The sequence below is a fragment of the Halobacillus alkaliphilus genome (assembly GCF_900113125.1).
Taxonomy (GTDB): Bacteria; Bacillota; Bacilli; order Bacillales; family Halobacillaceae; genus Halobacillus; species Halobacillus alkaliphilus.
Genome location: NZ_FOOG01000025.1, coordinates 31237 through 57157, shown reverse-complemented (window position 1 = coordinate 57157; position 25921 = coordinate 31237). Strand labels below are relative to the sequence as shown.

Genomic DNA, 25921 nt, shown 5'->3' with positions numbered 1-25921 from the left:
CCTCATTTCTTCTCTTGGTTTTCAATATATTTTTTTACTACTTCAATGGACGAACCACCCGTGGTTACTAAGCAAAAGCTTCTTGACCAAAACATTTCCTTCCATAATTTCTCCCGAACGGAAGGAAACTCTTTTTTGATAAGTCTTGAGCTTGCACTTTTATAAGCGTTAATAAATTTTGATAATTCGGTGTTGGGATGAGCTTTGAATAAAATATGAATATGATCAATGTCATGATTCCATTCGACCAGTGAAATATTGTAGTTTTCACTCAACGACAAGAATTTATCTTTAGCATAGTTTGAAATGGTGTCATCGATGACGTGTCTTCTATATTTCACGACCAATACAAGATGATAATACAACAAGAACACTGAATGGTTATTACTATCTAATTTCATTTATATATCAGTCCTTATCCATTATAAGACTGATTATATCATATATTGTAATCAAAAGCATTTGGGCTCTCGCCCAACCGAAATTCATCTCCCCCTTACCGCTGAGCTTCGCCCTTCACACGCTTGAAGAGGGAGACTTCTTTCGGAAGTTCGTTAAAGTAGTTTTAAAATAAGTGCTCACGTTGGAAGCCATGAATGTGGATGGGGATTGTGCGAAATGATCTGGGGATTATAGGCTGCGTGATCTTAGAGCGGTAATGTACAAGTATTAAAAATCATTAAATATAAAAAGTGGGTGAGATATGGGGACGTGAAGCGGGTGCTGACAACTCTTGCTAATGCTCATAGAAATATGAATCAATGATTCTCCCAGACTCGTAGGCAGAAAGTTTAGTTGACTTTCATATTAGTTATTTCCTATAATCGTTACAAACGTATGTGATAATGAGAATCATTATCATGTAATGAATAGGAGGAAAGATTGTGCAACATACATCCAAGTACACGGAACTGAATATCACGGATGGGGAAAAGGTAGAAAATTTTTCCTTCCGTCCGTTAGATCCAAATCAAGACGTAGAGCTCCTTTATGACTGGATGCATCAAAAACATATCGCACCATTCTGGAAGCTGAATCTTCCGTTATCTGAATTGAAACGCTGGGTCCATCATTCCGCAGAAGCGGAACATAAAGATTGTTACATAGGTACATTTAATGGGGAGCCGGTCTGCTATTTGATCGCTTATTCGGTTGAAGAGGACCCAATCAAAGAATATTATGATGATAAACAAGGCGATTTAGGGATGCATCTTCTGATCGGCCCTCGTTCTTACTTAAATAAAGAGGATGGATTATCGATTGTGCGGGCGATGATTCTATTTTTATTCGACCGTTATAATACGAAAAGGATTATTGGTGAACCAGATCGACGGAACCGGATCGTTATTCCTATTTTGAAAGAGTTAGGCGGAGAAGTATTAGGGCGTGTACATCTGCCAAATAAAGAGGCTGCCTTGATCGCAGGAGAAAAAGAGGCTGTTTTCGCAAAGCTTAGAGAAAAAAATATCGATGTGACTATTCATACGTCCATGACGGTTCCAGGAAATGAGCTGGTGTGATGAAAGAGACCATAGCAGTAGACCCGCAAGTGACTCAATTACTGAAAACGATTGGGGGGAAGATGGTCGAGCTTGAGCATCCACCTTTAGATGATCTGACCCCTGAGCAATCGAGAGAGTACTACCAGGTGGCGAGAGGTTATTTTAAAGAACTGCCTGTTGAGGGCGTGACCGTGGAAGAAAGCTATTTCCAAGGAAGAGACGGAGATGATATTCCTGTAAGAATCTATAGGCCGGAAGGAACAGGACCCTTCCCGGTTCTTGTTTACTTTCACGGCGGAGGCTGGGTGTTCGGTGACCTGGATAGCTCCGGTAACGTCTGCCGGTATTTATCCAGATATGCGGAAACGATCATTGTATCTGTTGGTTACCGGCTCGCCCCTGAGCATAAATACCCGGCGGCTTTTCATGATGCTATTGATGCGGTCAGATGGACTTCCTGTCAGCTGAATAAATGGAAGGGCGATGCTGAACGCTTAGCGGTAGGCGGGGAAAGCTCCGGAGGAAACCTTGCCGCTGCTGCATCTATTTATTTTAGAGATACAGAGGACCTCGATATTTCCTTTCAATTTCTAGTGACGCCTGTGCTGGATTATTATTTTGATACGTTATCCTACCAGGCCAATTATCGGTACAACTTAACAAATGAAAAAATGAAATGGTTTTTCGGTCATTATTTGAACGAGCCTGCTGAAGGGGGAGAGGTGTATGTGTCCCCTCTCCGGATGCAAAATATGGAGAAGCTTCCGCAGACTTTACTCGTGACGGCTGAGTACGACCCTTTAAGAGAAGAAGGCTTCTCGTACGCTAAACGTCTTGAAGAATCCGGAGTCCCTGTAGATAGTTTACATTATGATGATCTTGTTCACAGTTTTATCAATATGATTGGTGTCGTTGATCGCGCTCATGAAGCATTAGAGGAAACAACCAGGAAGTTAAAAGAAATTCTGCATAACTGAGAAAGTCCACCTTCTTTGACGAAGGTGGACTTTTCTTTATTTGGAATCCTGATTGAAACTTACGAACGATTTCTAGAGTTCTTCATATCCCTATGATGTTTGCAGGTATATTTTACTAATTATTCATTTCATAGTGCGTTGCTTTTACGTGTTAAAAATAGCATCACACCAAGGGTTGAGGTCTACATTTCTCTACAGGTGAAAATGATAATAGTTCTCAGTTACTGTTGACGATGATAATCATTTTCAATTAACATTGCGTTGAGTAACCAATTGATCAAGAAGGAGTTGGGAAAATGAGCGTTACAACAAGCAAATCCAATCAGGAATTATTGAATCAACAGGAAAAAAGAGAATCCAATGCGCGCTCTTATCCGCGCCGAATTCCATTAGCGATAAAAGAAGCAGAAGGTATATATATTACAGATGTTGAGGGTCGAACTTACATAGATTGTCTGGCAGGAGCGGGAACGCTTGCGTTAGGACATAATCATCCCGTTGTTATTGAAGCGATGGAGAAAGTCCTTCATGACCGGCTGCCGTTACACACGCTGGACATTACAACAGAGGTAAAAGAAAGTTTTGTAGATGAATTGTTTGCAAGTCTTCCAGAAGGATTCCGTGACCGGGCAAAAATTCAGTTCTGCGGTCCAACCGGAGGAGACGCGATCGAAGCGGCTTTAAAACTTGCTAAAACGGCAACGGGCCGACAAAGCCTGTTAACGTTTCAGGGAGGTTATCACGGATCGACGCACGGAACGATGTCCATCAGCGGCAACCTGGCTCCAAAAAGGAAGGTCCAGGGGCTCGTTCCGGACACGCATTTTCTTCCGTATCCCTATGACTACCGTTGTCCTTTCGGAAAAGGCGGGAAAGAAGGAGCTGAACTGAGTGCGGCTTACATAGAGCAGCTGCTGGATGACCCTGAAAGCGGCATTCTTCCACCGGCAGCGATGATCTTTGAAACGGTGCAGGGAGAAGGAGGAGCGATTCCAGCTTCGCTTGAGTGGCTGAAAGAAATGCGCCGGATTACGAAAGAACGCGGCATTCCATTAATTATTGATGAAGTTCAGACAGGCATTGGCCGGACAGGCGAAATGTTTTCCTTTGAACACGCCGGCATTGTTCCGGATGCTTTCGTACTATCCAAAGCATTAGGTGGAAGTCTTCCGTTATCAGTTGTTGTTTATGACCGTGATCTTGATGCGTGGGAGCCCGGCGCTCATATTGGTACCTTCCGCGGAAATCAAATGGCGATGGCTGCAGGAACCGCAACTCTCAAGTACGTGAAAGAGCATCAGCTCGCGAGCCACGCTTCCGCAATAGGGGATAAACTTTTACAGGCATTGAAAGACATACAAAAGCATTATCCTGAGCTTGGCGATGTACGAGGCCGCGGACTGATGATCGGTGTTGAGATAGTTGATCCATCTGGGAAGGCGTCGCCAAGAGGAGCGTATCCAGCGGATGGAGCGCTTGCGAGCCGAATTCAGAAAGAGTGCTTTGACCGAGGGTTGATCATTGAAGTCGGAGGCAGACACGGAGCGGTCGTGCGGTTCTTACCTCCCCTTATTATTTCAGACGAACAGGCAGAGGAAGTCATCTCGATCTTCCGTGAAGCGGTAGCGGCCGCTGCGAGGGAGTAAGCCTATGGTGACAACAACTAAAAATCAGACCGCCAATCTGTTCGATCTCTTCGTCCTTCAGCAGGGCGAAGAGGGGGCAGAGGCTTTCCGCAAACAAACCGATCTGGTCGCAGACACGATCGCTGACGTTTTAAGAGGAACTGACCAGCCTTTTACAGGGCTTTCTGTGGAAGAGATTAAACAACAGCTGCGCCCGGTGATGGATATTCCTGAATCAGCCCAGTCGCTGAATGAAGTGCTGGAGGAAATTAAAGGGCCAATTTTAAAAAACAGCCTTCATGTGTCACATGAAAAAAGCATGGCTCATCTTCACTGCCCGCCCCTATTACCGGGGGTGCTGGCTGAATTAATGATTGGATCGCTCAATCAGTCGATGGATTCCTGGGATCAGAGCCCGGCTGCTACGTATGTAGAGGAAGAACTAATCCGCTATCTTACGGAGACCGTGAAGTATCCAGTTGAAGCCGATGGGGTGTTTACAAGCGGAGGGACCCAGTCGAACTATATGGGCATGCTGCTTGCACGCGATGACTTCTGCCTGTCGCAATGGAATCACCGTGTTCAAACGGATGGCCTGCCTGAGCACTTTACGAAAATGAGAGTGCTCTGCTCGGAGAACGCTCATTTCTCCGTGAAAAAATCGATCTCCCAGCTCGGGCTCGGGGAACAGGCGGTCATCCCGGTCCCCGTGGATGAAAATCATCAAATGGATCCAGACGAAGTGGTCCGTATCGTAGAAGATCTGGAATCAGAAGGCCTGCTTCCCTTTGCCATCGCTGCTACGTGTGGAACGACGGATTATGGAAGCATTGATCCTTTAGAGGATCTTGCTGAATTCTGTAAGCAAAAAGGCCTCTGGCTTCATGTGGATGCGGCTTATGGCGGCGGCTTGCTACTCAGTCAGGAGCATCAGCACAAGCTTGCGGGCTTAGAGCGGGCTGATTCGATGGCGCTTGATTTTCATAAGTGGCTGTTTCAACCGATCAGCTGCGGCGTGTTTTTGTTAAAAAATCGGAAGTATCTGCGCCTGCTATCTCATCATGCGGACTATCTGAATCCTGCAGAAGACGAAGAGGAAGGCATCCTGAATCTGGTCGATAAAAGTATCCAGACCACACGGAGGTTTGATGCCCTCAAGGTGCTGGTGACATTAAAAACGATGGGAACCAGCTTATTAGGAAGCATGATTGATCGAACGATGGAAGTGGCTCAATATGCTGCAAGTGAGCTTGAGAGACGCCCTGGTTTTAAAGTGATTAATCCATCGCCTGAAATGTCGACCGTCGTGTTCCAATACTGCCCGGAGGATATCGCCACACCAGGAGAACTGAACCGGAAAATCCAGCAGCAGCTTTTTCAGGAAGGCAGGGCGGTTATCGCAAAAACAGCGGTGGATGGAGAAACGCATTTAAAATTCACCCTGTTAAATCCGCGTACTAGTGAAAATGATGTGAACGAAGTGATAGATGAGATTGAAAAAACAGCCCATGCGCTCGTAGGAGGGATATCTCAATGATAAAAGCAAAAGAAATCGCCGAACAGGCAACGATGCAGAGTTTTCTCAATTGTTATTTAAGAGAAACAGAGAATTATGAATGGACGACGGTGCCGGATAAGTCATCACAGGAAGTTGGACAGAGAATTTTGCGAATCCCTTTAACCCGGCAGAAGCTGAATGTCTATGTGCCTGTCCAATATTGGTCGTTAACCGGAAGACATCTCTTTGATTTTCCGATTTATTATCGAGCAGAAGGTTATGACAACGATCATACCCTCGATTATGTGACGATGACCAGTCTGCTCGTAAAAGAATGGCTGATCGGTAATGGGCAGGAATTCTCTGAAGATGAGCTGGTGCTGCGTGTCCTGCTCAGCTGTCAAAAGATGAAAGACTATGTCAGCGAGCGGGAGGATGACCGCCATCCTTTACTAGAAGAAGAGTTTACCTACATCGAGGCGGAGCAGTCGCTATTGTTCGGACATTTGATGCACCCGACTCCTAAAAGTAAACAGGGCCTGACGGATGATGAGGACCGGATGTATTCTCCGGAATATAAAGGCCGTTTTCAGCTTCACTATTTTAGTGCAGACCCGGTACTCGTCGACCAGGATTCCAGTCTGGACCGTTCGGCCGCAGAGCTGATTTATGAAGATGCGGCCCAGGCGCAGGATGCTGAAAAGCTGAAGGAGGAATGGCAGCAAGGGCGCTATTTAATTCCCATGCATCCTCTCCAGGCAAAAGCGGTGCTGCAGGAGGAAGAAGTCCAGAGGCTGCTAACATCGGGCGCACTAAAAAATGTTGGACCGGCGGGTTTGTTTTTTACAGCGACGTCTTCTTTCCGAACGCTTTACAGTGAAGATTCCCGGTTTATGTACAAGTTTTCCGTGCCGGTGAAGATTACCAATTCCCTTCGAACCAACCAGCCGAAAGAACTGGCGCGAGGAGTGGAAGTTACCAGATTATTAGATACAGAACTGGGTCGCGAGTTAAAAGCCCGTTACCCGCAGTTTCATATCATGAAAGACCCGGCATCCATTAATCTGAAAACTAGTAAAGAAGTGTCAGGGTTTGAAGTGGCTCTGAGGGAAAATCCATTCTATCAAAACAGTAAGCAGGCAACCCTTGTTGCGGGGCTCGTTCAGGACCATGCTTACGGCGGGAAATCCAGGCTGCATTCCATTATCCAGGGTATTGCGGACCGGGAAAAGCGGACCGTGGAAGAAGTCAGTCTGGATTGGTTCCAGCAGTATCTGTCGATCAGTCTGAATCCGATCCTCTGGCTGCACACTACTTACGGGATTGCCCCGGAAGCTCACCAGCAGAACTCGGTTGTGCAGTTAGAGAATGGCTATCCAAAAGAATTCTACTACCGGGACAATCAAGGTTATTACTTCAGCCGTTCGAAGGCGGAGCAGCTGAAAGCTCTTCTTCCTACATTAAATGAAAAAAGTGACACCATTTGTGCGGATGAGGTGGCCGATGAGCGGCTTCGCTATTACTTTTTCTTCAATCACCTGTTTGGATTAATTAATGGATTTGGCGTAAGCGGATTGATTGAAGAGGAAAAGCTGATGGATCATTTACGACAGCGGCTGACGGAACACCTTCCATCTCCATTGATTCACAGTTTGCTTGAAGAAAGTAAACTTCCATGTAAAGCGAACCTTTTGACACGGTTGTATGACATGGATGAGCTGGTGGGCCCGATGGAGGCGCAATCGGTGTACACGGCGGTTGATAATCCGCTCGCGGCAAAGGCGGGGGTTCGTGCATGACGCTTGATTTTGAATGGTACGACGAAACGATCCAGCGCACGATTGGGTTTCGGAAAGCAGCCTATGAAGACGTGGAATTGGTACACCGGTGGATGAAGGAAGAGCATGTCCATCCCTTCTGGAATTTAAATATTTCACTCGATCGTTTTAAAACCCACTTTCGTAAGGCACTCGCTGACGCTCATCAGACGCTTTACCTCGGCACGATCGACGGCGAAGTGATGAGCTACTGGGAAGCCTACTGGGTGAAAGGCGATATCATTGAAAACTATTATCCAGCACAAGTCTGGGATCAGGGCGTTCACCTCTTGATTGGAGAGAAAAAGTTTCTTGGCTCAGGCTACGCTCTTCCTTTGCTGCGCGCCATGGTTCGGTTTCAATTCCAGCAGGCCTCCACGGCGAGGGTGGTAGCTGAACCGGATATCCGCAATGAAAAAATGATTCATGTATTTAAAAAATGCGGTTTTAGATCAATTTCCCCGGTCACGCTGCCTGATAAGGAAGGATTACTCATGTTTTGTGAACGTGAAGATTTTGAAGCGAGGTGGAACAATGAACCCAGAGAAACAGGTGTTTGACGTCATTGGCATTGGGCTCGGTCCGTTTAATCTCGGGATGGCTGCGCTGCTTGACCCCGTCGAGGATGTCTCGGCTTTATTTCTGGAAAAAGAAGAGGAATTCAACTGGCATCCTCATATGCTGATCGAAGGAACCACCCTGCAGGTCCCTTTTTTCGCGGACCTTGTCAGCATGGCCGATGTGACGAGCGAGCATAGCTTTTTGAACTATCTGCAGCAGCATAATCGACTGTACCATTTTTATTTTCTTGAAAAATTCCATATTCCAAGAAAGGAATACAATCACTATTGCCGATGGGTCAGTGAGCGGCTGAACTCCTGCCAGTTTGGCAGTGAAGTAACTCACGTTACAACGATTCCGGTCGAAGGAGAGACGGTCTATCAGGTGACTGCGGAAGAGCTGCAAACGGGGCGTGAGTATCGTTATCTCGCTAAACATATTGTGATGGGGATCGGCACCGAAGCGCGCGTGCCGGAAGCCTTCCAACCGGCGCTCGGCGAGTCCGTGTTTCACACGTCCGAATACCTCGCGAGAAAACCGGAGTGTGACCTGGCGCAGTCGGTTGCGGTGATCGGATCGGGACAGAGTGCAGCAGAGGTGTTTTTAGATGTGGCGAAGCATCAGGAAGAGACGGGCGGATCGCTGGAGTGGTACACAAGATCACCGGGGTTTTTCCCGATGGAGTACTCCAAGCTCGGTCTGGAGTATTTTTCACCGGACTATATCGACTTCTTTTATGAACTCCCTCAAGCGAAAAAGGATCAGCTGCTGAATGAACAGGATCTTCTTTATAAAGGGATCAGTTCAGAAACAATTGCGGAAATTTACGATCATTTATATGAACGAACAGTAGGCAACGCTGACCCTGGCATTCATCTGCAAGCGATGACGGAACTGAAAGAAATGGAGCAGCAGGGTGAAAAATTTAGACTTAACGGTTATCAGAAGGTGACCGGGGAGCCGGTGAAGGTTGAAGCGGAGGTAGTCATTTTAGGGACAGGTTACCAGCCGCGCGTGCCTGCTTTTTTCCAAGGATTGAAAGACTTTATGGTGTGGGATGAGCACGGGCGATTTGTGGTGAACAAAGGCTATGATTTGGAGACTCGTCTACAGACAGCGGGTGAGATTTTCATCCAGAATGGAGAACTCCATACACACGGAGTGGGCGCGCCGGATCTTGGTTTAGGGGCTTATCGAAATGCGGTTATTATCAACCAAATTGCTGATCGCGAGGTTTATTCTGTAGAAGAGAAGCACGTGTTCCAGACCTTCGGAACGAAAAAGCAGTCCGTGCCAATCTATTAATTATTATCTGTATCACTCCATGTTGATTTTTACGAAACTCAGTTTCGAGACGTGTGATTGGAGGAGAGGCCCTTCGGTGAACAACTCGCTTTCCGCGGGCATGCGCTGAGCTTCCTCAGGCTGACGCCTTCCGGGATCTCACCTGTCATGTTCATCCCGCAGGAGTCTCGCCGTTCCCCTACGGACCTTGCAGGATAGGAATCTTGAAACCACTTAAGAAATCACCTGCTCAATGAGAAATAAGAGCATTCTGTTTGCACTGAATTTATGCTTATCCATGCGGAATAGCACTTTATAGCAGCATTCAAGACAGGTTAAGAATGAATCAATTCTCTTCCAAAAGTGTCCGTGCCCCCCTTTGTGGGTGGGTTGGTGGGGAAATGACGAACCCCCGCGGGAGTAGGCGAGATCCCGCAGGGAGTGATAACGACCGAGGAGGCTTATTGTAAAAAGAGGATCGACTAAGGTCACCACGTCCTGTGGCAACGTCGATCGACCCTACATCGTGTAAGGTCGCAGGAAAGCAAGTTATTTCCACGCCAACCCTAATTCTTCTATGGCAACGGACCCAAAACTTTTCAAAATCGAGTCTTACAGAATACGGAGAGATAGTGGGAAAACCTTTTCATGAAAAATCACAACTGCGTTTATGATAGCCATTAATTATATAGAAAGAAGGGATCGTCTTGTTGTTTCAAAATGAAATTCATGAACAGTTAAACGCGAAGGATTGGAAGGAAGCTAATCAGCAGTTGATCGCAAAGATGTTAGCTGAGTATATGTATGAGGATATGATTAAACCAGACGTGCTTCATTCTGACGGGAAAAAGCGTACGTATGAACTGGAAGTGTATAGCGGGAAAGTGTACCGTTTTGAAGCGGAACAGCGTCTGTTTGACAGCTATGATGTCAAGAAGGAGTCTATTGTACAAATCGACCAGGGTGTGGAAAAAGATGCCGAAAGTGCGATTGACCTGCTCGTCGATTTGAAGGAAATCATTGGTATGTCGGCAGAAACGACCGGCCACTTGATTAAAGAGATGAATGCTACGTTGATCGCCGATGTACATCTGATGCAGAAAAAAGACCGCACCTCCGAACAACTTTTATCAGCCGATTATGCCGAACTGGAAGGGTATATGAAGGGACATCCGTGGATTACATATAACAAAGGAAGAATTGGCTTTGGCTATGACGAATATTTGAAGTTTGCTCCGGAGCACCAGCAGGACGTGCAGCTTTCCTGGATTGCCGCTCATAAGAAGTTAGCCAGCTTCCAATCCGTCCAGGACGTGAGCTATAAACAGCTTCTGGAACAGGAATTAAGTGAACAGGAAAGGGAGACTTTTTCTGAAAAAGTCGTAAAGGAAGGCCGTGATCCTGACGACTATTACTTCTTCCCGGTGCATGAATGGCAATGGAAGAATCAGTTGATCCAGCACTTCCCGGAGGAAATAGCGAAAAAGGAGATCATCGCCTTGGGGGACGGTCAGGACATTTACCTTCCTCAGCAGTCGATTCGTACATTTGTTAATAAAAGCTCGGCAGATAAGCACCACGTGAAGCTGCCAATGAGCATTTTAAACACGCTGGTTTATCGTGGGCTGCCGTCTGAGCGGACGCTGATTGCCCCGAAAGTAACGGAACTGATTAAAGGCATGTATGAACAGGACGATTTTTTGAAAAAAGAGTGCCGCGTCATCCTGCCGGGTGAAAATGCCAGCATCAATGTGGATCATAAACACTATTCCGCGGTGAAGGATACGCCTTATCAGTACCTTGAAATGTTAGGAGCGATTTGGCGGGAAAGCATTTATACGTATTTAGAAGAAGAGGAGCAAGCGATCACGCTCGCCGCTCTCTTACATGAAGATCACAACGGGATGCCTTATATCCAGGCCATGATAGAGGCATCAGGACTTGAACCGGAAGCATGGATGAAGAAATTTTATCAAGTGGTAATGGATCCACTGCTTCACTATCTCTATCAGTACGGCACCGTTTTTTCACCGCATGGGCAGAATACGATTCTTGTCGTTAAAAATAATCAGCCGCACCGACTGGCGATCAAAGACTTTGTCGATGACGTGAACGTTACGGACCAGCCGTTTCCTGAGCTCGCCGATTTATCAGAAGAGATGAAAACGGTGCTGCGCACGGAACCGCCGGAAGGTTTGACGCAGTTTATCTTTACGGGATTGTTTATCTGCCATCTGCGTTATTTAAGCCATCTATTAGAAAATCATAATTTACTTACGGAGAAAAAATTCTGGCAGCTGCTCGCAGAATCCATCCATCATTACCAGGAGAGATTTCCGGAATTGGAAGAGAGATTTGAGCTGTTTGACTTTTTCAAACCAGAAATGACTAAGCTTTGTCTTAACCGCAACCGCATGGTGGATTATGGTTACGCCGATGGGGATGACCGCCCGCACGCATCCGAATTTGGCCGCGTCAGCAATGCGCTGGCTGCCTTTAAGAAACAGACGAAACTTACTACGTAAAGAAGAGAGGAATCAATCGTGGCACGGGTCGTACAAAAATACGGGGGCACTTCTTTACAGACAACCGAGCGGATCCGCTTGATCGCGGATCGGGTGATTCGCGATCAGGAACAAAGCAGTGAACTGGTGATTGTCGTTTCAGCCATGGGTGAATCGACCAACCAGCTGGTAAAACTGTCCGGTGAGGTCTCTTCCTGTACGTCGGGAAGAGAGACGGATTTATTATTATCTGCCGGTGAACAAATCTCAAGCGCTCTTCTCGCGCTTGCTATACAGGAAAGAGGCAGGGAAGCGGTCGCTCTGACAGGGGTGCAGGCGGGCATTGAAACGGAAGATATCCACGGCGATGCCCGAATTACCGCTGTGCATACCGCGAAGATTGAGAAGGAATTGGACGCAGGAAAAATCGTAGTGGTCGCCGGGTTTCAAGGATGTGCAGGGAATCAGGAAATCTGCACACTTGGCCGGGGAGGTTCAGACACCACAGCCGCAGCGCTTGCTGCAGAATTACGTGCTGACCGCTGTGAAATTTTTACCGATGTAGACGGGGTTTACTCGGCGGATCCGCGATATATATCCGGTGCAAAGAAACACACCAGTCTGGATTATAATCATTTGCTCACCTTGGCCGACTTAGGAGCGGAGGTCGTTCACCCGAGAGCCGTGGTGCATGCGAAAGAACACCAGATTCCTCTTGTGGTACGTTCCAGTTTTCATGATCAGGAAGGGACGAATATTCAGCATTATGATCGAGCTGCGTCTCCAGTGGTCGGAGTGACTTTTCAGAATGGATTTTCTAGAATTCAAGTGAGTGGTGAGATTGAAGAAAAGGAGATTCTGGAGGGATTAACCGATGCGGGTGGCCTGCTTGGAAAGGTGCAGCTCAGTCAAAGGCATGCTTCTATAATGATCAAGGATGAATATGTGCAAGAGATATCACTTTTGCTGAATAAGCGTAGGAATGCATTTGGAATTCATTCGATTCATCATACTGAGGGGATGGCAGCGGTGCATGTCGTGTTTGGAAGCCGTGATGAAAAAAGAAGGCTGGCTCCGTTATTGAATGAGAAACAGCTCGTGTCTTCTGGAGACGTGTATGCGTTAGAATGCCATCCACTCGTGTGGAGCGCTGTGGTGCCAGAAGAGCACGCGGTGGGGGCGGCCCAGGAGTTACACGACTGGTTTATGGAAATGGAGAGTAAGAAAGCGTCGATCGCGCTTTAAGGTAAAGAAGACCTGTTCGATAGCAGGTCTTCTTTTTAATGGAATAAACTTCCACCTCAGGTCATCCATATTATGGATGACCTGAGGTGGAAGTTTATTCCTGAAATACTAGAGAAACTATTCTTCCAGATTATGATAAACTTGAAAAACCTTAATTAATTAGGAGATATACCATGAAAAATTCAAGATTTAAATTGAGCACGATGATCATTTTTTACGTGCTTTTAGTGGTGTTATTTTCTTTACTGATTACGGATCTTCTGATCACGGAAAACACTAGCGACACGATTCGTAACCAGCTGGAAGAAAAGGCGCTGATCGTTTCACGGACAGTAGCTGAATCGCAGGTCGTACAGGATGAACTACAAGATGCATCTAATAACCAGGTCATTCAGGATTACGCGATGAGTATTCAAGAAGCTTCTGATGTCCTGTTTGTAGTGGTTATGAATATGGAAGGAATTCGACAATCCCATCCGAATCCTGACTTACTTGGAAAGTCGTTTGTTGGAGGGGATGAGAAAAGGGTCCTGAATGGAGAAGAGTACATATCCATATCTGAAGGAACGTTAGGGCAATCGGTTCGTGCCTTTACTCCAATTGTAGCGGACAACGGGGAACAGGTAGGTGCCGTTTCGGTTGGAATCTCTCTGAATGCGGTAGAAGCTGCCTTGCAAAGCAGCCATCGAAATATTTTAATAGGTTCTTTGATCGGTGCACTTGTTGGTGTTCTCGGCGCATTCTTACTAGCCCGGTACATTAAAAAAAGCTTGTTCGGTCTTGAACCAGTGGCAATTGCCCGCATCCACGAGGAGCGGAACCGGATGCTTCATTCCGTTCGCGAAGGGATTATTGCTGTGGATGCGGACACAAGAATTACGCTCGTCAATAAGTCGGCAAGGAGTATTTTTCAAAAAGCCGGCATTCAAGAGGAAGATCCGATCGGGCTGCCGATATCAGAGTATATCCCTCATTCGATGCTCGAGAGGGTTCTCCGGACAGGGGAAGCAGAGCTTGATGAAGAGCAGATAATTAATGGATCGTCCATTATCGTGAACCGGGTCCCGCTGATCGTCAATGATGAAGTGGTGGGAGCGATCTCCACATTTCGGGATAAAACGGAGGTCAACCAACTTGCCGAGCAGCTGACAGGTGTCCGGTTATATGCCGAGTCTCTTCGCGCACAGTCGCATGAATTTAAAAATAAACTTCATGTCATGCTGGGTATGGTGGAGTTGGAGTCGTTTCAAGAGGTGAAATCGTATATGAAAAGACTGGTGGATCACCAGGTCCATGAAGCAGATATCATTACGAATAAAATTAAGGATCCGGTGCTCGCTGGATTTATGATCGGCAAATTAAGCTATGCGCGTGAACAGAACATCCGTTTATCCGTAAATTGTGAGACCGCCATTCCTGCCTCTCTGGATGAGTCAGTGACGCATGAATTGGTCACCGTTATTGGAAACCTGATCGATAATGCGATTGAAAGTCTGGACGGAAGTGAGGATCGGCAGATTAACCTTGTGCTTTCATATGTAGACGAACTTCTGGAGATTGAAGTGAGTGACACGGGACGCGGGATAGAAGAAGAACAGCAGACAGATATCTTTCAAAAAGGGGTGTCGACGAAGGGAGAAGACAGAGGCTATGGGCTTCATCTCGTTCAAGCAAGCGTAGAATCCCTTGAAGGCTCGATTGAGCTGAACTCAGAGGCAGGGAAAGGGACAACTTTCCTTGTCATTATTCCTTATGAAGCGGAGGTGGATCAAGCATGATTCAAGTGCTGATTGTTGAAGATGATCCAATGGTTGCAGATTTAAATAAGAAGTATGTCGAGCAAGTAGAAGGGTTTCACCTTGTAGCTTCGGCTTCTGACGTGGAGGAAGCCTTTAATTGTCTCGAAGAAGCTCAAGTTGATTTAATTCTTCTTGATGTTTATATGCCGGGGAGGAATGGACTCCAGCTTTTGAAGGAGCTCCGGGGAAAGGATAAGCAGGTGGATGTTATCTTGATTACGGCTGCTTCTGAAAGAGAACAAATTCAGCAGTCGCTCCGTCTTGGAGCGGTTGATTACTTAATTAAACCTTTCGAATTCGGACGTCTTCAGGAAGCGCTCGAAAAATATAAAGAGAGTCAGTCTGTACTTCAGGCCAAACAGAAGGTAAGTCAGGAGGAGCTTGATCAAATCCTGAGTAAGCAGGAGGAACGGCAGGACAACCACCGCATCCAGGTGCCGAAAGGGCTCACGCAAACAACGCTTGAGCACATCATAAGTGTGATCCGAACAAAAGGAGAAATCTCCTTTTCAACGGATGAAATCGCTCAGGAAACCGCAATTTCCAGAGTATCGGTCCGGAAGTATTTAAAGTTTCTTAAGGAAATCGACTTTCTGGAGGAAACTCTTATTTATGGGGTGGGGCGTCCGGTATATCAATACCAAATCAAGAATACACGTCAATTAGACTTAGAATTTTACCATTAAAAAAAGCAGCCTCCCCGGGCTGCTTTTTTTAATTACAATAAGATTTTTACTTTCATATGATGGGCAGGTAAAGCGATTGCATTTACCATGAAATCAATCAATGAAAACGATTTCTTTAACGACTGGAGGTTAGAAGATGATGAGAGAGGATCTTAGCAAAGAAACCCTGAATTTACATCGAGCGTTTAGAGGAAAGATTGAGATAGCCAGTAAAATGCCTGTGGATACAGAAGAGGATTTAAGCCTGGTTTATACACCAGGAGTGGCAGATATTTGTAGAGCCATTGCCGATGAACCGGAGCAAGCGGATGAGCTGACTTCTAAAGGAAACATGGTCGCTATTGTGACTGATGGAACCGCCGTATTAGGACTTGGAGATATAGGTCCGAAAGCAGCCCTTCCCGTTATGGAAGGGAAGAGCATGCTGTTTAAAAAGTTTGCGGGAGTCGACGCTTTCCCTTTGTGTCTGGATACACAAAATACAGAGGAGATTATTTCCATTATCAAAGCACTAGCTTCGACGTTTTCAGGTGTAAACCTTGAGGATATTTCGGCCCCGAGGTGCTTTGAAATTGAAGAGCGGTTAAAGCAGGAGCTGGATATTCCTGTCTTCCACGATGATCAGCACGGAACAGCCATCGTTGTATTAGCTGCTCTGTTAAACTCGCTAAAAATCGTCAACAAATCTATTCAACATACAAAAGTAGTCGTTAACGGAGCCGGAGCAGCTGGAATTGCGATTGCTGATTTACTTTTATATGCAGGATTTACGGATGTAACGCTGGTTAGTCTGGAGGGCGTGGTGGAAAAAGGAGCGTCCTGGATGAACTCAAGACAAGCTTCCATGGCAGAAAGAACAAATCTTAAAGGTGTGCACGGAGGTTTAAATGAAGTCATTGTTGGCGCCGATATATTTATCGGTGTGTCTGCACCCGATGTACTTAGTAAAGAACAGGTTCAGAAGATGAACCGTGATCCGATTATTTTTGCTATGGCTAACCCGATCCCGGAAATTGATCCGAGTGAGGCACTTGAAGCAGGGGCCGCAGTGGTTGGGACCGGCCGCTCGGATTATCCTAATCAAATCAATAATCTCCTTGCTTTTCCTGGAATTTTTAAAGGAGCCATCGATAAAAAAGTGCGGGACATTACGATGGATATGAAGGTAGCGGCAGCTGAAGGAATCTCAAGAGTGGTAACGGACGAAGAGCTGCGACCGGAATATGTGATTCCAAGCGCTCTGAATAAAACCGTTGCTTTGACGGTTGCGGAGGCAGTGGAACAAATGGTCAGTGAAAAAGAAGAGTGCTTAGTTTAAGACTTCGCACCATCAGACTATAAACTTTTTGGAAAAGATGGTTGGGGAAAGTGAATCCGTTTACCACCCCTTCCAACTCATTACGGCTACAGAAGACACTTAAGAGTTTTTTTAAATATGGACTAGCTTACGAAATTAACTAACATATTTAACAAAATTAATAAAAAAGGAGAGATCACATGTCCAGTTCAGCGGAAAGAGTTCAGTCGCAACCCCTCAGTCAAAATGTCACTTCCATAAACAAAGAAAAGAAAGCGATTACAATATATGGTCTTCCTCTTATGTGGTTCTTAATCATTACTGCTCTTACTCTAGTAAGTATGTACACTGGAAATCTGCCAGGCGGAATGATCGGCAGCCTTCTTGTAATGATGGTACTGGGAGAACTGTTTGGGTGGATTGGAGATCATACCCCTATCCTGAAAACTTATTTAGGAGGCGGCGCGATCCTCGCTATTTTCGGCGCAGCCTATATGGTATATGCGGGTTTCATTCCGGAAACGACCGCTACTATGATTAATGACTTTATGAAAGATGGCGGATTCTTAAACTTTTATATCGCCGCACTGATTACCGGAAGCATCTTAGGAATGAATAAGAAGATTCTAATCAAAGTCGGTCTCCGATACTTTTTGCCGATTTTTGGAGCCGTGATCGGTGCTATGGCGATTGCCGGCTTATTAGGATCTCTGGTTGGATTCTCGTTACGAGACGCTGTACTCGTGATTACAATGCCAATCATGGGAGGAGGCATGGGAGCCGGTGCAGTTCCTATGAGTCAGATTTATAGTGAACTTATGGGTAACGATCCCAGCTATTATATTTCCATGCTGGTTCCTGCTTTAGCATTAGGTAACGTTTTCGCCATCATTTTAGCAAGTATGCTTAACCTTCTCGGTAAAAAAGTTCCTTCTCTCACGGGAAATGGACAGTTACTGAGAGGTTTCGAGTATAAGGAAGAGAAGCCATCCTTTGACATTCAGAAGATGGGAATTGGCTTAATGGCTGCTGTCTTATTTTTTACCATAGGATCCTTATTAGGTGGGTTTATTCCAATTCACGCCTACGCGATCATGATTATCATTGTAGCGATAGCTAAAATTGCGGGCGTTATACCACAAAATATATTAGAAGGAGCAAACCAGTGGTATAAGTTTGTAGCTAAAAACTGGACGCTTGCCCTGCTTTTTGGGATTGGGATTGCCTATACAGATTTAGGAACCGTTCTTGAAGCCTTAACGCTCCCTTACATTGTCACAGTTCTTGGTGTTGTTTTAGGTGCCGTGATTGGAGCAGGGGTGCTAGGCAAGCTTGTTGGATTCTATCCAATCGAATCAGCCATTACGGCAGGACTTTGTATGGCTAATATGGGAGGGACAGGAGATGTTGCCGTCCTATCTTCCTCAAGAAGAATGGAACTTATGCCATTCGCACAGATTTCTTCCCGTTTGGGAGGCGCCATTATCCTGCTTTTAGCGAGTTTAATCATTCCATTTCTAATGTAAATAAAAAGAGATTCCGCCCTCAGATTTGGGGGCGGATTATTTATGTTCATAATCGAAGCGTTTAGATCGTATGTCAGCGTCATGAACAGTGTGACAATGTAGTATGATTTTTTTGCTATAGAAGAAATTAAAGATTCGGCACTTGATCTTCATCCAATGTTACAAACCAATCCATCTCCTGAACTTTTCACAGTATCCATCCCTCTTCTTCCTTTTTTAAGGTTTTTCAAAATCATACAAAAGAGCAATCAGAACTGCATATAGTTATACAGTGGAAAAGGGGGAGAAGCATATGAACGATCAGTCACTTGTTAACTATCTACGTGAAATGGAAACGTGGGCGAATCATATAGCCAAAGCGGATGCGTCCCGGCCGTTTTCTGAGGATCCATCCTTTCAGGAAGAAATGAATGAATTACTATCCCAAATCAAGGAATGGAACAGGGATGCTTCATCCTTTAATTTGGAAAATGCGCACGAATTGAATAAACTTGCAGAAAAGATCCAGCAGCGCTTCGGCGAAGATGAAAGACAGGGCGATTCTGTCCCGATCGGCGGTCATCAATTACCGCCTCTTCCTTATGATTATGCTGCTCTTGAACCGTATATCGATCGGCGGATTATGCAGCTCCACCATGATAAACATCATCAAAGCTATGTGGATGGTTTAAACAAAGCGGAAAGGGAGATGCAGAAAGCTAGAAGAAATAAGGATTACGACTTAATCAAACATTGGGAACGTGAAGCGGCATTTAACGGAGCGGGGCACTATTTGCATACGATTTTCTGGGAGATCATGAGTCCTCGAGGAGGCGGGAAACCGGGAGGTGAACTTTTGAAGGAAATCGAAAACAGCTTCGGCAGTTTTCAGAAGTTCAAAGAACATTATTCTGCCGCTGCCAAAAAAGTTGAGGGTTCAGGTTGGACCATTCTGGTGTGGTCTCCGCGTTCCCACCGACTTGAGATATTGCAGGCAGAAAAACATCAGAACTTAAGTCAGTGGGATGTGATTCCCTTGCTTCCGATCGACGTGTGGGAGCATGCGTACTATCTGCAATATGAAAATGATAGAGGGAAATACGTGGACAATTGGTGGAACGTGGTGAACTGGGATGCTGTGCAGGACCGATATAAAAAAGCGCGACAAGTAAAATGGGCGAAATTTTGACAGGGTATTATGAATGCTAGCTGTTAAAGTGCTCAAGGTCTCAAGGCTTAGCTTCTGCCTGAGGCCTTGAGTTCTTTGCAGGAACTTTTGCTGGTTGTCCCGGTGAGGATCAATTCACGTTAAAATGAACACTTAAATATTCAGAATATTTAAACATTATATGGCAAAATGTGCTAGAATTTAATAAAAGGAGGTGAAGAATTTCAATTGAAGCTGAAACACTAGTAGATTTAATAAACAGGGAGGGAGCAACGGTAATGGGTAATTTAAAAGATGTACAAAACTGGACCGCCGCTTCACTAAGACGAAAAGATGCCGTAGATTTTGCAGGTTTTTTAACAGATGAAAATGAAGAGTCCATTTACGTAGCGGACAGGCAGGGCACTTGGATCATTCCGAGAGAAGACGTAACGTTTTTGGAGAACTGGAATAACCCGCCGAAGAATTTTACGAAGTTTGGAAAACCGGTCCACGTAGGGATTAGAGAAAACGCAACGATTTATGAACTGCGTCCCTGGACCATCAAAAAAGTGCCGGGTGGACTGGGAGGTTCCGAGGTTAAGCAAAATATGGACAAGATTTTTAGTCTGGGAGGAGCCCCTCTGCCTGTAAGTGAACAAACGTATGTCGGCGAAAGTCAGGTGGCTGAACTGGAGCGGATGTTTTCGAGAAGGATTGGCTGGGTTCCAGAGGATTTAGCAGATGATCCCCGTCTTAATCCGGTAGGTGAAGTTATGCAGACGGTTTCGAAAACGCTTGTACTAAACGACGGCTTTTGTGATACGGATTAAAGGATTAATGGAATGAATCAAACCATTTTAATCGTGGCCGATAAAAGAGATTTCCACGCAGCAGCCGTATCCGAAGCTTTAAAAAAACGCGGAGAAAAAGTGGAGTGGATTGATTTTACAGACCTCACGGAATCCTGCCACATGTCCATGTCCATAGAACAGCAGCCGGATGCCAAAATTATTTCTTCCCCCGGACATCCCATTGAATTATCTGAAGTGAAAACGATATGGTGGCGACGTCCAAAATCCCCGCAGGAAAACAGTGAACTTGATGAAGACACAAGGAATTTTGTACACGGTGAATGGGAACATTTTCTCGAGAGCTTTGAAGCTTTCGTACCCGGAGTGAAATGGGTAAATCGACCATATGCTAACCGAATTGCTAATCGTAAAGGATTCCAACTCACTGCAGCTAAAGAAGCTGGCTTACGCATTCCGAACACACTAATGACCAACGATCCTTCAGCCGTACGGTCATTAGCTGATAGAGGAAACCCTCTTGTTTATAAAAGGATTGGCGGTGCGCCCCGTCCAATCACAGCCACTAAAGAATTATTACCTTCCGATCTTAACCGCCTTGATTCTCTTACTCAGTGCCCGGCTATTTTTCAGGAACGAATTGAAGCTTCAATGGATATTAGAGTGACAGCCATTGGTCATGACCTGTATGCCGCTGAAATCGATTCCCAATCGGGTTCATCACAGTTGGACTGGCGATTTGACCATTCTGTCCCTTTTCGGCCTCACTTGCTTGATAAAGAAACGAGTCAGTCTATTCGTAAAGTGATGGAAAAACTCGGGATCCTCTATGGCGCATTTGATCTTCGTCTTACTCCTGAAGGAGAGTATGTATTTCTGGAAGTCAATCCAAGCGGCCAGTTTCTCTTTATAGAATTGTTGACTGAAATCCCCTTAACAGAACACATGGCTGCCTTTTTATCGTTATCAAAATGATCTTCACTGTCTATTTAGTTAAAAAACTTGAACGCGACTTTCCAAAGAAACTACGGGTAACCTCAGTAAGTATGCCTAAGAATAAAAAAGCCCGTGCTTATTGTTAAAGTGACCTAGTATAATAGACGTAATTAAAACACCTTCAGAGTTGTAATACTACACTTGGAGGTGTTTTTCTTATGGGCATTATCCCGAAGAGGCAAAGAAGGATCGATATTCGAATGTAACGAATAGGCACACCTATCACGTGTGGTTCAGCTCATTCCTCGGTTCTCTTTTTGTCATAGAATATGATGATGTCTGGTTTTTGGATTAAATTTCTTCTATATTTTAGTGAAAATACTTCGATGAGCTTCAGATGCTTTATCTATTTATACTGGCTTTTGGTAATTTAACCTAAGGAATCTATGAAACCAATGGATATTTTCAAAGCCCTTAAGTAAGATGATCGGGTTATTGTGGATCCAAGCCATGGTCGAACATGGGATTTTCATTTCCAGCTTTACTAGATGGTTACTCGATTAGAACCATTAATTTACTTGGCTTATTTACCTTCCGGCAGTAGGAGAGAAAGAAACCTCTTTGTTTGGCAATCGACTCTAATAAATTTATTTCATGGAACATGGCATTAGATAAATGTCCGTCGAAAATATTATGAAGTATAGAAAAATATAATCCGACTAACTCAGAATTGCTAAGTTTTTCATAAGTATTATTAGTCAGAAATTATCCCCCTCAAATTTTTAAAGAAATTCAATAGACTTTTTCCTGTGTATGGAACGGTTAAACAAGTAACTCTTAAAAGAAGAAAAATAAGCAGTGTGGAGTACTTCATCTGATTTATACAGATGGAGATAGAAGTAAAATTCATGAATAAAAGGGGGGATGTAGAGTTCTTCGAGGTGCCTCGGAAGAAATTGCTGCATAGAAGTAAACAATCTAACTAGTAGTATATCGAATATTACAAAATACTTCCACCTCAGGTCATCCAGATTCTGGATGACCTGAGGTGGAAGTTTATTCCTTTATTTCATATTCCATATTCCTTATTTATAGAGGAGGTGTTGTTCTCTGATCTTTTTGAAGCCTTTCAAATCTTTCTCCCATTCATTCTGCATACTTGAAACAGAACGGCCTTCTTCAATTCCTTCACGAACCCAGCCGTTGCCGATCAGGTAGTCGAAGAATGAGATACCGGAGCTGTTTTCTTCGCGGAACTGGAAGTCATCCGGATACATATCATGGATGGTTTTCACGAGGTTAACACCTGTTGCGACAGGATTGAACTTGTCGCGGTCCATCACATGCAGCTGGACCCCGTGGGTTAATTCCCCGGCATGCTTAGAGAATGCGGGAGTGAATGAAGCTGCTCGGAACCTCACGCCAGGCAAGTCCAGTTTATTCATTGCCGCTGCCAGTTCGGTACTATTAATGAAAGGAGCGCCAATTAATTCAAATGGCCGTGTAGTGCCGCGTCCTTCTGAAACATTGGTTCCTTCAATTAAAGCAGCTCCTGGATAAACATAGGCTGTATCGACGGTTGGCATGTTAGGGGATGGAGCGACAAAGGACATATCGGTGTCATTATAGTCCATACTGCGGTCATACCCGTCCATTTCCACGACCGTCAAATCAGCATCAATATCATATTCACTGTTAAATAGTTTCGCAAGCTCGCCGACAGTCATTCCGTGACGCAAAGGAATCGGGTAGTTTCCGACAAACGACTTGTAATCTGTATCCAGTACCGGCCCCTCGACTTTATCGCCGCCAATCGGATTAGGACGGTCCAGGACGATAAATGGAATATCGTTCTCCTGGGCCGCTTCCATGGCATACGCCATGGTGTAAATATACGTATAGAAGCGTGTACCTACATCCTGAATATCAAACATTAACACATCAATGTCCTCAAGCATTTCCGGAGTCGGTTTACGGGTTTTGCCGTAGAGGCTGTAAACAGGTAAGCCCGTCTGCTCATCTGTGTAGAAATCTACATACTCACCAGCCTGCGCACTACCACGTACCCCGTGTTCCGGACCATAAAGAGCTGTTAAATCGACATCTTCATCGTTATAGAGAATATCGACAATGCTGTTTAACTCTTGATCGACGCCGGTCGGATTGGTAATTAAACCTACTTTTTTACCTTCAATCAGCGCTTTTTCTTCATCTAAAAGTTCTTCCACGCCAAGCTGAAAAGATTTATCTTGTTCTTCCTCATCATCATTCTCGTTTTCATCATTACGATCGCCATAACTTAAGCCTGTACCATACGGAAATAAGGTCCCGCCATCCTGATCTGGAATGGCAACTGGCAATTCACCTGATGGATCGTTTTCCCCGAAAATGGTTTCCGCTGTAGCTTCAAAGCTGGCAGCTCTAAAGCCATATTGAGCTATAAAGGCATCCACTTCCGGATACGCCATAATGTCATATGGATTACGGATGCCGACACCGATTACGTCGCCATCTCTCGTGTTCATTACTTCGTGCATGAGCTGCATTTGCGGATGTTCAGCTGCACGTGTGGATACATTGTACGTGTAGGTTCCAACAATGACTTGATCTGCATTTTCCACCAGCTCTTTTTGCTCGTCTGTAAACGCACCCGAACTGCTCTTAATAAGAGTGGTGTTCTCGTGGTGTTTCTTCACCTGCTCCGCTAATTCCTCACTGAATGAATTTCCAACAACCACTACTTCTTCATCTTTGTCCAATTCAAGAGGGAGGACGTTGTCGTTTTTAACTAGCGTGATGGACTGTTCAGCTGCTTTTTCTTCAACTTGTTTATGAGCTTCTGATCCAACCACTTGTTCGGCTTTAGCGATTTTCTCATCTAAAGTCGTTGGATTTTCTGATTTGATGATTCCGCGATTCAGTTTTAACGTTAAAATTCTTTTCACGGAGTCATTGATGGTGTCCATTGGAATGTCTCCGGAATCGATGGCATCATAAATACCGTTTGCTACTTTTTCCAAACCGACAGGCATAAGTACGATATCTGTGCCTGCATTAATGGAACGGATGACCGCATCGACAGGCCCAAAATGATCCTGGATGGCGTTCATGTTCAGCGCGTCTGTAATGACCACACCTTCATAGCCCATTTCCTCTCTCATTAGACCGGTCAGGACTTTTTCCGATAAAGTGGCCGGTAAAGCAATTTCGGTGCCGTCTTTTTTCGAAATTACTTTCGTATCATCAATTTTCGGGAAGGTGACATGGGCTGTCATAACAGCGTCAATTCCTGCATCCATGGCTTTTTGGAAAGGATAAAGTTCGACTTCTTTCAAGCGTTCTTTATCATGAGGAACTTCCGGAAGCCCCAGATGGGAATCTACAGCTGTATCTCCGTGGCCAGGGAAGTGTTTAGCCGTTGCAGCCACACCGGTTTCTTGCAGCCCTTTCGTATAAGCTACGCCCATTTGAGCAACAAGCTCAGGGTTTCCGCCGAAGGACCGAACGCCAATGACCGGATTATCCGGATTATTATTCACGTCCATAACAGGTGCAAGGTTCATATTGATACCGAGAGAAGAGAGTTCTTCCCCAATTGCCTGGCCGACGTTCTGTGTGATTTCCTCAGAACGGGTGGCGCCTAAGGCCATGTTCCCAGGGAAATCCGTCCCTGATTGCAATCTCGTTACGATGCCGCCTTCCTGATCGATTGTCATAAGTAAGCCGTACTTTTCAGCGGCCGCTTGGTAATCGGAAACAAGTTCTGCGGTTTGTTCGGTTGTAACGACATTTTCACGAAATAAAATGACGCCGCCAAGGTGATACTTTTTCACTTGCTCTTCAATCTCAGGCAGCATCTTCGTGACATTTTCGCCGTCCCATTTTCTGAAGTCCGGCATCAGCATCTGCCCGACTTTTTCTTCCATCGTCATATTTTCCAGGGCATGAGCTACTAAATCATAACGATCGCCTTTCTCTTTGATCACTTTCTTATTTACAGCATCCTCTTTTTTGGGATGGTCCGGTTCTACGTGCACCGCAATACGGTCCTTGTAATCACCGTTCGTAACAGTGATCCACGATCGGCCGGGCTTTCCGGAGAAAGTAACCGTTCCTTCCTTGTCGACGGTTGCTACTTTACGGTTCTTAGAAGACCATTCCAGCCCTTCGTCCACCTTTTTGAAATAGCCGTCTTCGTAGACATTTAATGCACTGAGTTCAAAGCTGTCTCCTTTAATGGCTGCATCCGCCTGTGGAACATTCTGAAGGATGATTAAATCGGACGTATTCCCATCACTTGATGCGGTCGCCTTTGAATTTGTAACCATAGACGGAAGCAGCATACAGATGGTAAGTGTCACGATGAACATCCATTTTCCCATTTTTCTCATTCATCATTCCTCCTTAAATTTATCTATTTGAAAAAGGTGGACCTCCAAGTAAATGATCCAGCTTTTGCAAAACGTGAGATATTATGTACGGGAGCATAGGGTGCTGTAAAAAGATGTAGAGAGGGGGGATTTATTGTAAGCGTTTTCAATATGTAATAAAAGCGTATCGTAAATATTATATAGTCGTCTATACCACTTTTGGCCCTGTCTGCCTCATTTGGTCCATATTTCCATAACCAAATTCCTGCGACATAGGAACCAATTTGAAATATTGTGTCGATAAAGTAATCATAATATAAAATATTAAGTTAAAATAACCATCCAAAATCTGGATG

Annotated in this window: 17 protein-coding genes and 2 pseudogenes; 16 read left to right on the top strand and 3 right to left on the bottom strand. The window is 45.1% G+C overall.

The window, feature by feature from the left end; all coding sequences use genetic code 11:
* Positions 1 to 2 precede the first annotated feature (2 nt).
* On the bottom strand, positions 3 to 401 hold the full coding sequence (tnpA, locus tag BMZ06_RS13410; protein ID WP_089752559.1) for an IS200/IS605 family transposase: 399 nt from the start codon (positions 399 to 401) through the stop codon (positions 3 to 5).
* A 483-nt stretch (positions 402 to 884) separates the two neighbouring features.
* Between tnpA and BMZ06_RS13405 the strand changes: the two genes are divergently transcribed.
* The 16 genes from BMZ06_RS13405 to BMZ06_RS13330 all read left to right on the top strand — a co-directional run bounded on the left by BMZ06_RS13405 (position 885) and on the right by BMZ06_RS13330 (position 21234).
* Entirely contained in the window at positions 885 to 1520 is a 636-nt protein-coding gene (locus BMZ06_RS13405; RefSeq protein ID WP_245756012.1) for a GNAT family N-acetyltransferase, read from the top strand.
* On the top strand, positions 1520 to 2479 hold the full coding sequence (locus BMZ06_RS13400) for an alpha/beta hydrolase (RefSeq protein ID WP_089752565.1): 960 nt from the start codon (positions 1520 to 1522) through the stop codon (positions 2477 to 2479). The genes BMZ06_RS13405 and BMZ06_RS13400 overlap by 1 nt, the downstream gene beginning before the upstream one ends.
* Positions 2480 to 2775: 296 nt before the next feature.
* Positions 2776 to 4125 (top strand): aspartate aminotransferase family protein, encoded by a 1350-nt coding sequence (locus tag BMZ06_RS13395; protein ID WP_089752557.1) that lies wholly within the window; start codon positions 2776 to 2778, stop codon positions 4123 to 4125.
* A 7-nt stretch (positions 4126 to 4132) separates the two neighbouring features.
* On the top strand, positions 4133 to 5641 hold the full coding sequence (locus BMZ06_RS13390) for a pyridoxal phosphate-dependent decarboxylase family protein (RefSeq protein WP_217646823.1): 1509 nt from the start codon (positions 4133 to 4135) through the stop codon (positions 5639 to 5641).
* Positions 5638 to 7401: an IucA/IucC family protein gene (locus BMZ06_RS13385; protein ID WP_089752553.1), complete on the top strand. Its 1764-nt coding sequence runs from the start codon at positions 5638 to 5640 to the stop codon at positions 7399 to 7401. The genes BMZ06_RS13390 and BMZ06_RS13385 overlap by 4 nt, the downstream gene beginning before the upstream one ends.
* Positions 7398 to 7979: a GNAT family N-acetyltransferase gene (locus BMZ06_RS13380; protein ID WP_425431773.1), complete on the top strand. Its 582-nt coding sequence runs from the start codon at positions 7398 to 7400 to the stop codon at positions 7977 to 7979. Before BMZ06_RS13385 ends, BMZ06_RS13380 begins: the two co-directional genes overlap by 4 nt.
* Positions 7954 to 9285, top strand: a complete 1332-nt coding sequence (locus BMZ06_RS13375) for a lysine N(6)-hydroxylase/L-ornithine N(5)-oxygenase family protein (RefSeq protein WP_089752551.1) — start codon at positions 7954 to 7956, stop codon at positions 9283 to 9285. Before BMZ06_RS13380 ends, BMZ06_RS13375 begins: the two co-directional genes overlap by 26 nt.
* Positions 9286 to 9971: 686 nt before the next feature.
* Positions 9972 to 11789 (top strand): IucA/IucC family protein, encoded by a 1818-nt coding sequence (locus tag BMZ06_RS13370; RefSeq protein ID WP_089752549.1) that lies wholly within the window; start codon positions 9972 to 9974, stop codon positions 11787 to 11789.
* Positions 11790 to 11807: 18 nt separating this feature from the next.
* Positions 11808 to 13013: an aspartate kinase gene (locus BMZ06_RS13365; protein ID WP_175477889.1), complete on the top strand. Its 1206-nt coding sequence runs from the start codon at positions 11808 to 11810 to the stop codon at positions 13011 to 13013.
* Positions 13014 to 13186: 173 nt separating this feature from the next.
* Positions 13187 to 14791: a DcuS/MalK family sensor histidine kinase gene (gene dcuS / locus BMZ06_RS13360; protein ID WP_089752544.1), complete on the top strand. Its 1605-nt coding sequence runs from the start codon at positions 13187 to 13189 to the stop codon at positions 14789 to 14791.
* On the top strand, positions 14788 to 15498 hold the full coding sequence (locus BMZ06_RS13355) for a response regulator (RefSeq protein ID WP_089752542.1): 711 nt from the start codon (positions 14788 to 14790) through the stop codon (positions 15496 to 15498). Before dcuS ends, BMZ06_RS13355 begins: the two co-directional genes overlap by 4 nt.
* Before the next feature lie 136 nt (positions 15499 to 15634).
* The gene (locus BMZ06_RS13350) at positions 15635 to 16816 is read left to right on the top strand and encodes an NAD(P)-dependent malic enzyme (protein WP_089752540.1); all 1182 of its coding nucleotides are present in this window, start codon (positions 15635 to 15637) and stop codon (positions 16814 to 16816) included.
* Positions 16817 to 16995: 179 nt separating this feature from the next.
* A complete protein-coding gene (locus tag BMZ06_RS13345) occupies positions 16996 to 18321 on the top strand; it encodes a 2-hydroxycarboxylate transporter family protein (RefSeq protein ID WP_089752539.1) in 1326 nt (441 codons plus the stop codon).
* Positions 18322 to 18613: 292 nt separating this feature from the next.
* Positions 18614 to 19489 (top strand): superoxide dismutase, encoded by an 876-nt coding sequence (locus tag BMZ06_RS13340; protein WP_245756011.1) that lies wholly within the window; start codon positions 18614 to 18616, stop codon positions 19487 to 19489.
* Between the two features lie 257 nt (positions 19490 to 19746).
* Entirely contained in the window at positions 19747 to 20280 is a 534-nt protein-coding gene (locus BMZ06_RS13335) for a hypothetical protein (RefSeq protein WP_089752537.1), read from the top strand.
* 12 nt (positions 20281 to 20292) lie between these two features.
* The gene (locus BMZ06_RS13330) at positions 20293 to 21234 is read left to right on the top strand and encodes an MvdC/MvdD family ATP grasp protein (RefSeq protein WP_089752535.1); all 942 of its coding nucleotides are present in this window, start codon (positions 20293 to 20295) and stop codon (positions 21232 to 21234) included.
* Positions 21235 to 22280: 1046 nt separating this feature from the next.
* On the opposite strand, the pseudogene BMZ06_RS21055 reads toward BMZ06_RS13330, so the two are convergent.
* Together BMZ06_RS21055 and BMZ06_RS13325 are read right to left on the bottom strand one after the other, a co-directional pair.
* Positions 22281 to 23435 (bottom strand): annotated as a pseudogene (locus tag BMZ06_RS21055) (exo-beta-N-acetylmuramidase NamZ family protein); the annotation flags it as partial.
* A gap of 54 nt (positions 23436 to 23489) precedes the next feature.
* Positions 23490 to 25586 (bottom strand): annotated as a pseudogene (locus tag BMZ06_RS13325) (glycoside hydrolase family 3 protein); the annotation flags it as partial.
* Positions 25587 to 25921 lie beyond the last annotated feature (335 nt).

Bases quoted from the DNA above. Each gene is read 5' to 3' on its own strand.
- BMZ06_RS13340 (WP_245756011.1), top strand. From the start codon at position 18,614: ATGAACGATCAGTCACTTGTTAACTATCTACGTGAAATGGAAACGTGG.
- BMZ06_RS13345 (WP_089752539.1), top strand. From the start codon at position 16,996: ATGTCCAGTTCAGCGGAAAGAGTTCAGTCGCAACCCCTCAGTCAAAAT.
- BMZ06_RS13335 (WP_089752537.1), top strand. From the start codon at position 19,747: ATGGGTAATTTAAAAGATGTACAAAACTGGACCGCCGCTTCACTAAGA.
- BMZ06_RS13380 (WP_425431773.1), top strand. From the start codon at position 7,398: ATGACGCTTGATTTTGAATGGTACGACGAAACGATCCAGCGCACGATT.
- BMZ06_RS13330 (WP_089752535.1), top strand. From the start codon at position 20,293: ATGAATCAAACCATTTTAATCGTGGCCGATAAAAGAGATTTCCACGCA.
- BMZ06_RS13400 (WP_089752565.1), top strand. From the start codon at position 1,520: ATGAAAGAGACCATAGCAGTAGACCCGCAAGTGACTCAATTACTGAAA.
- tnpA (WP_089752559.1), bottom strand. From the start codon at position 401: ATGAAATTAGATAGTAATAACCATTCAGTGTTCTTGTTGTATTATCAT.
- BMZ06_RS13350 (WP_089752540.1), top strand. From the start codon at position 15,635: ATGATGAGAGAGGATCTTAGCAAAGAAACCCTGAATTTACATCGAGCG.
- dcuS (WP_089752544.1), top strand. From the start codon at position 13,187: ATGAAAAATTCAAGATTTAAATTGAGCACGATGATCATTTTTTACGTG.
- BMZ06_RS13355 (WP_089752542.1), top strand. From the start codon at position 14,788: ATGATTCAAGTGCTGATTGTTGAAGATGATCCAATGGTTGCAGATTTA.
- BMZ06_RS13375 (WP_089752551.1), top strand. From the start codon at position 7,954: ATGAACCCAGAGAAACAGGTGTTTGACGTCATTGGCATTGGGCTCGGT.
- BMZ06_RS13395 (WP_089752557.1), top strand. From the start codon at position 2,776: ATGAGCGTTACAACAAGCAAATCCAATCAGGAATTATTGAATCAACAG.
- BMZ06_RS13385 (WP_089752553.1), top strand. From the start codon at position 5,638: ATGATAAAAGCAAAAGAAATCGCCGAACAGGCAACGATGCAGAGTTTT.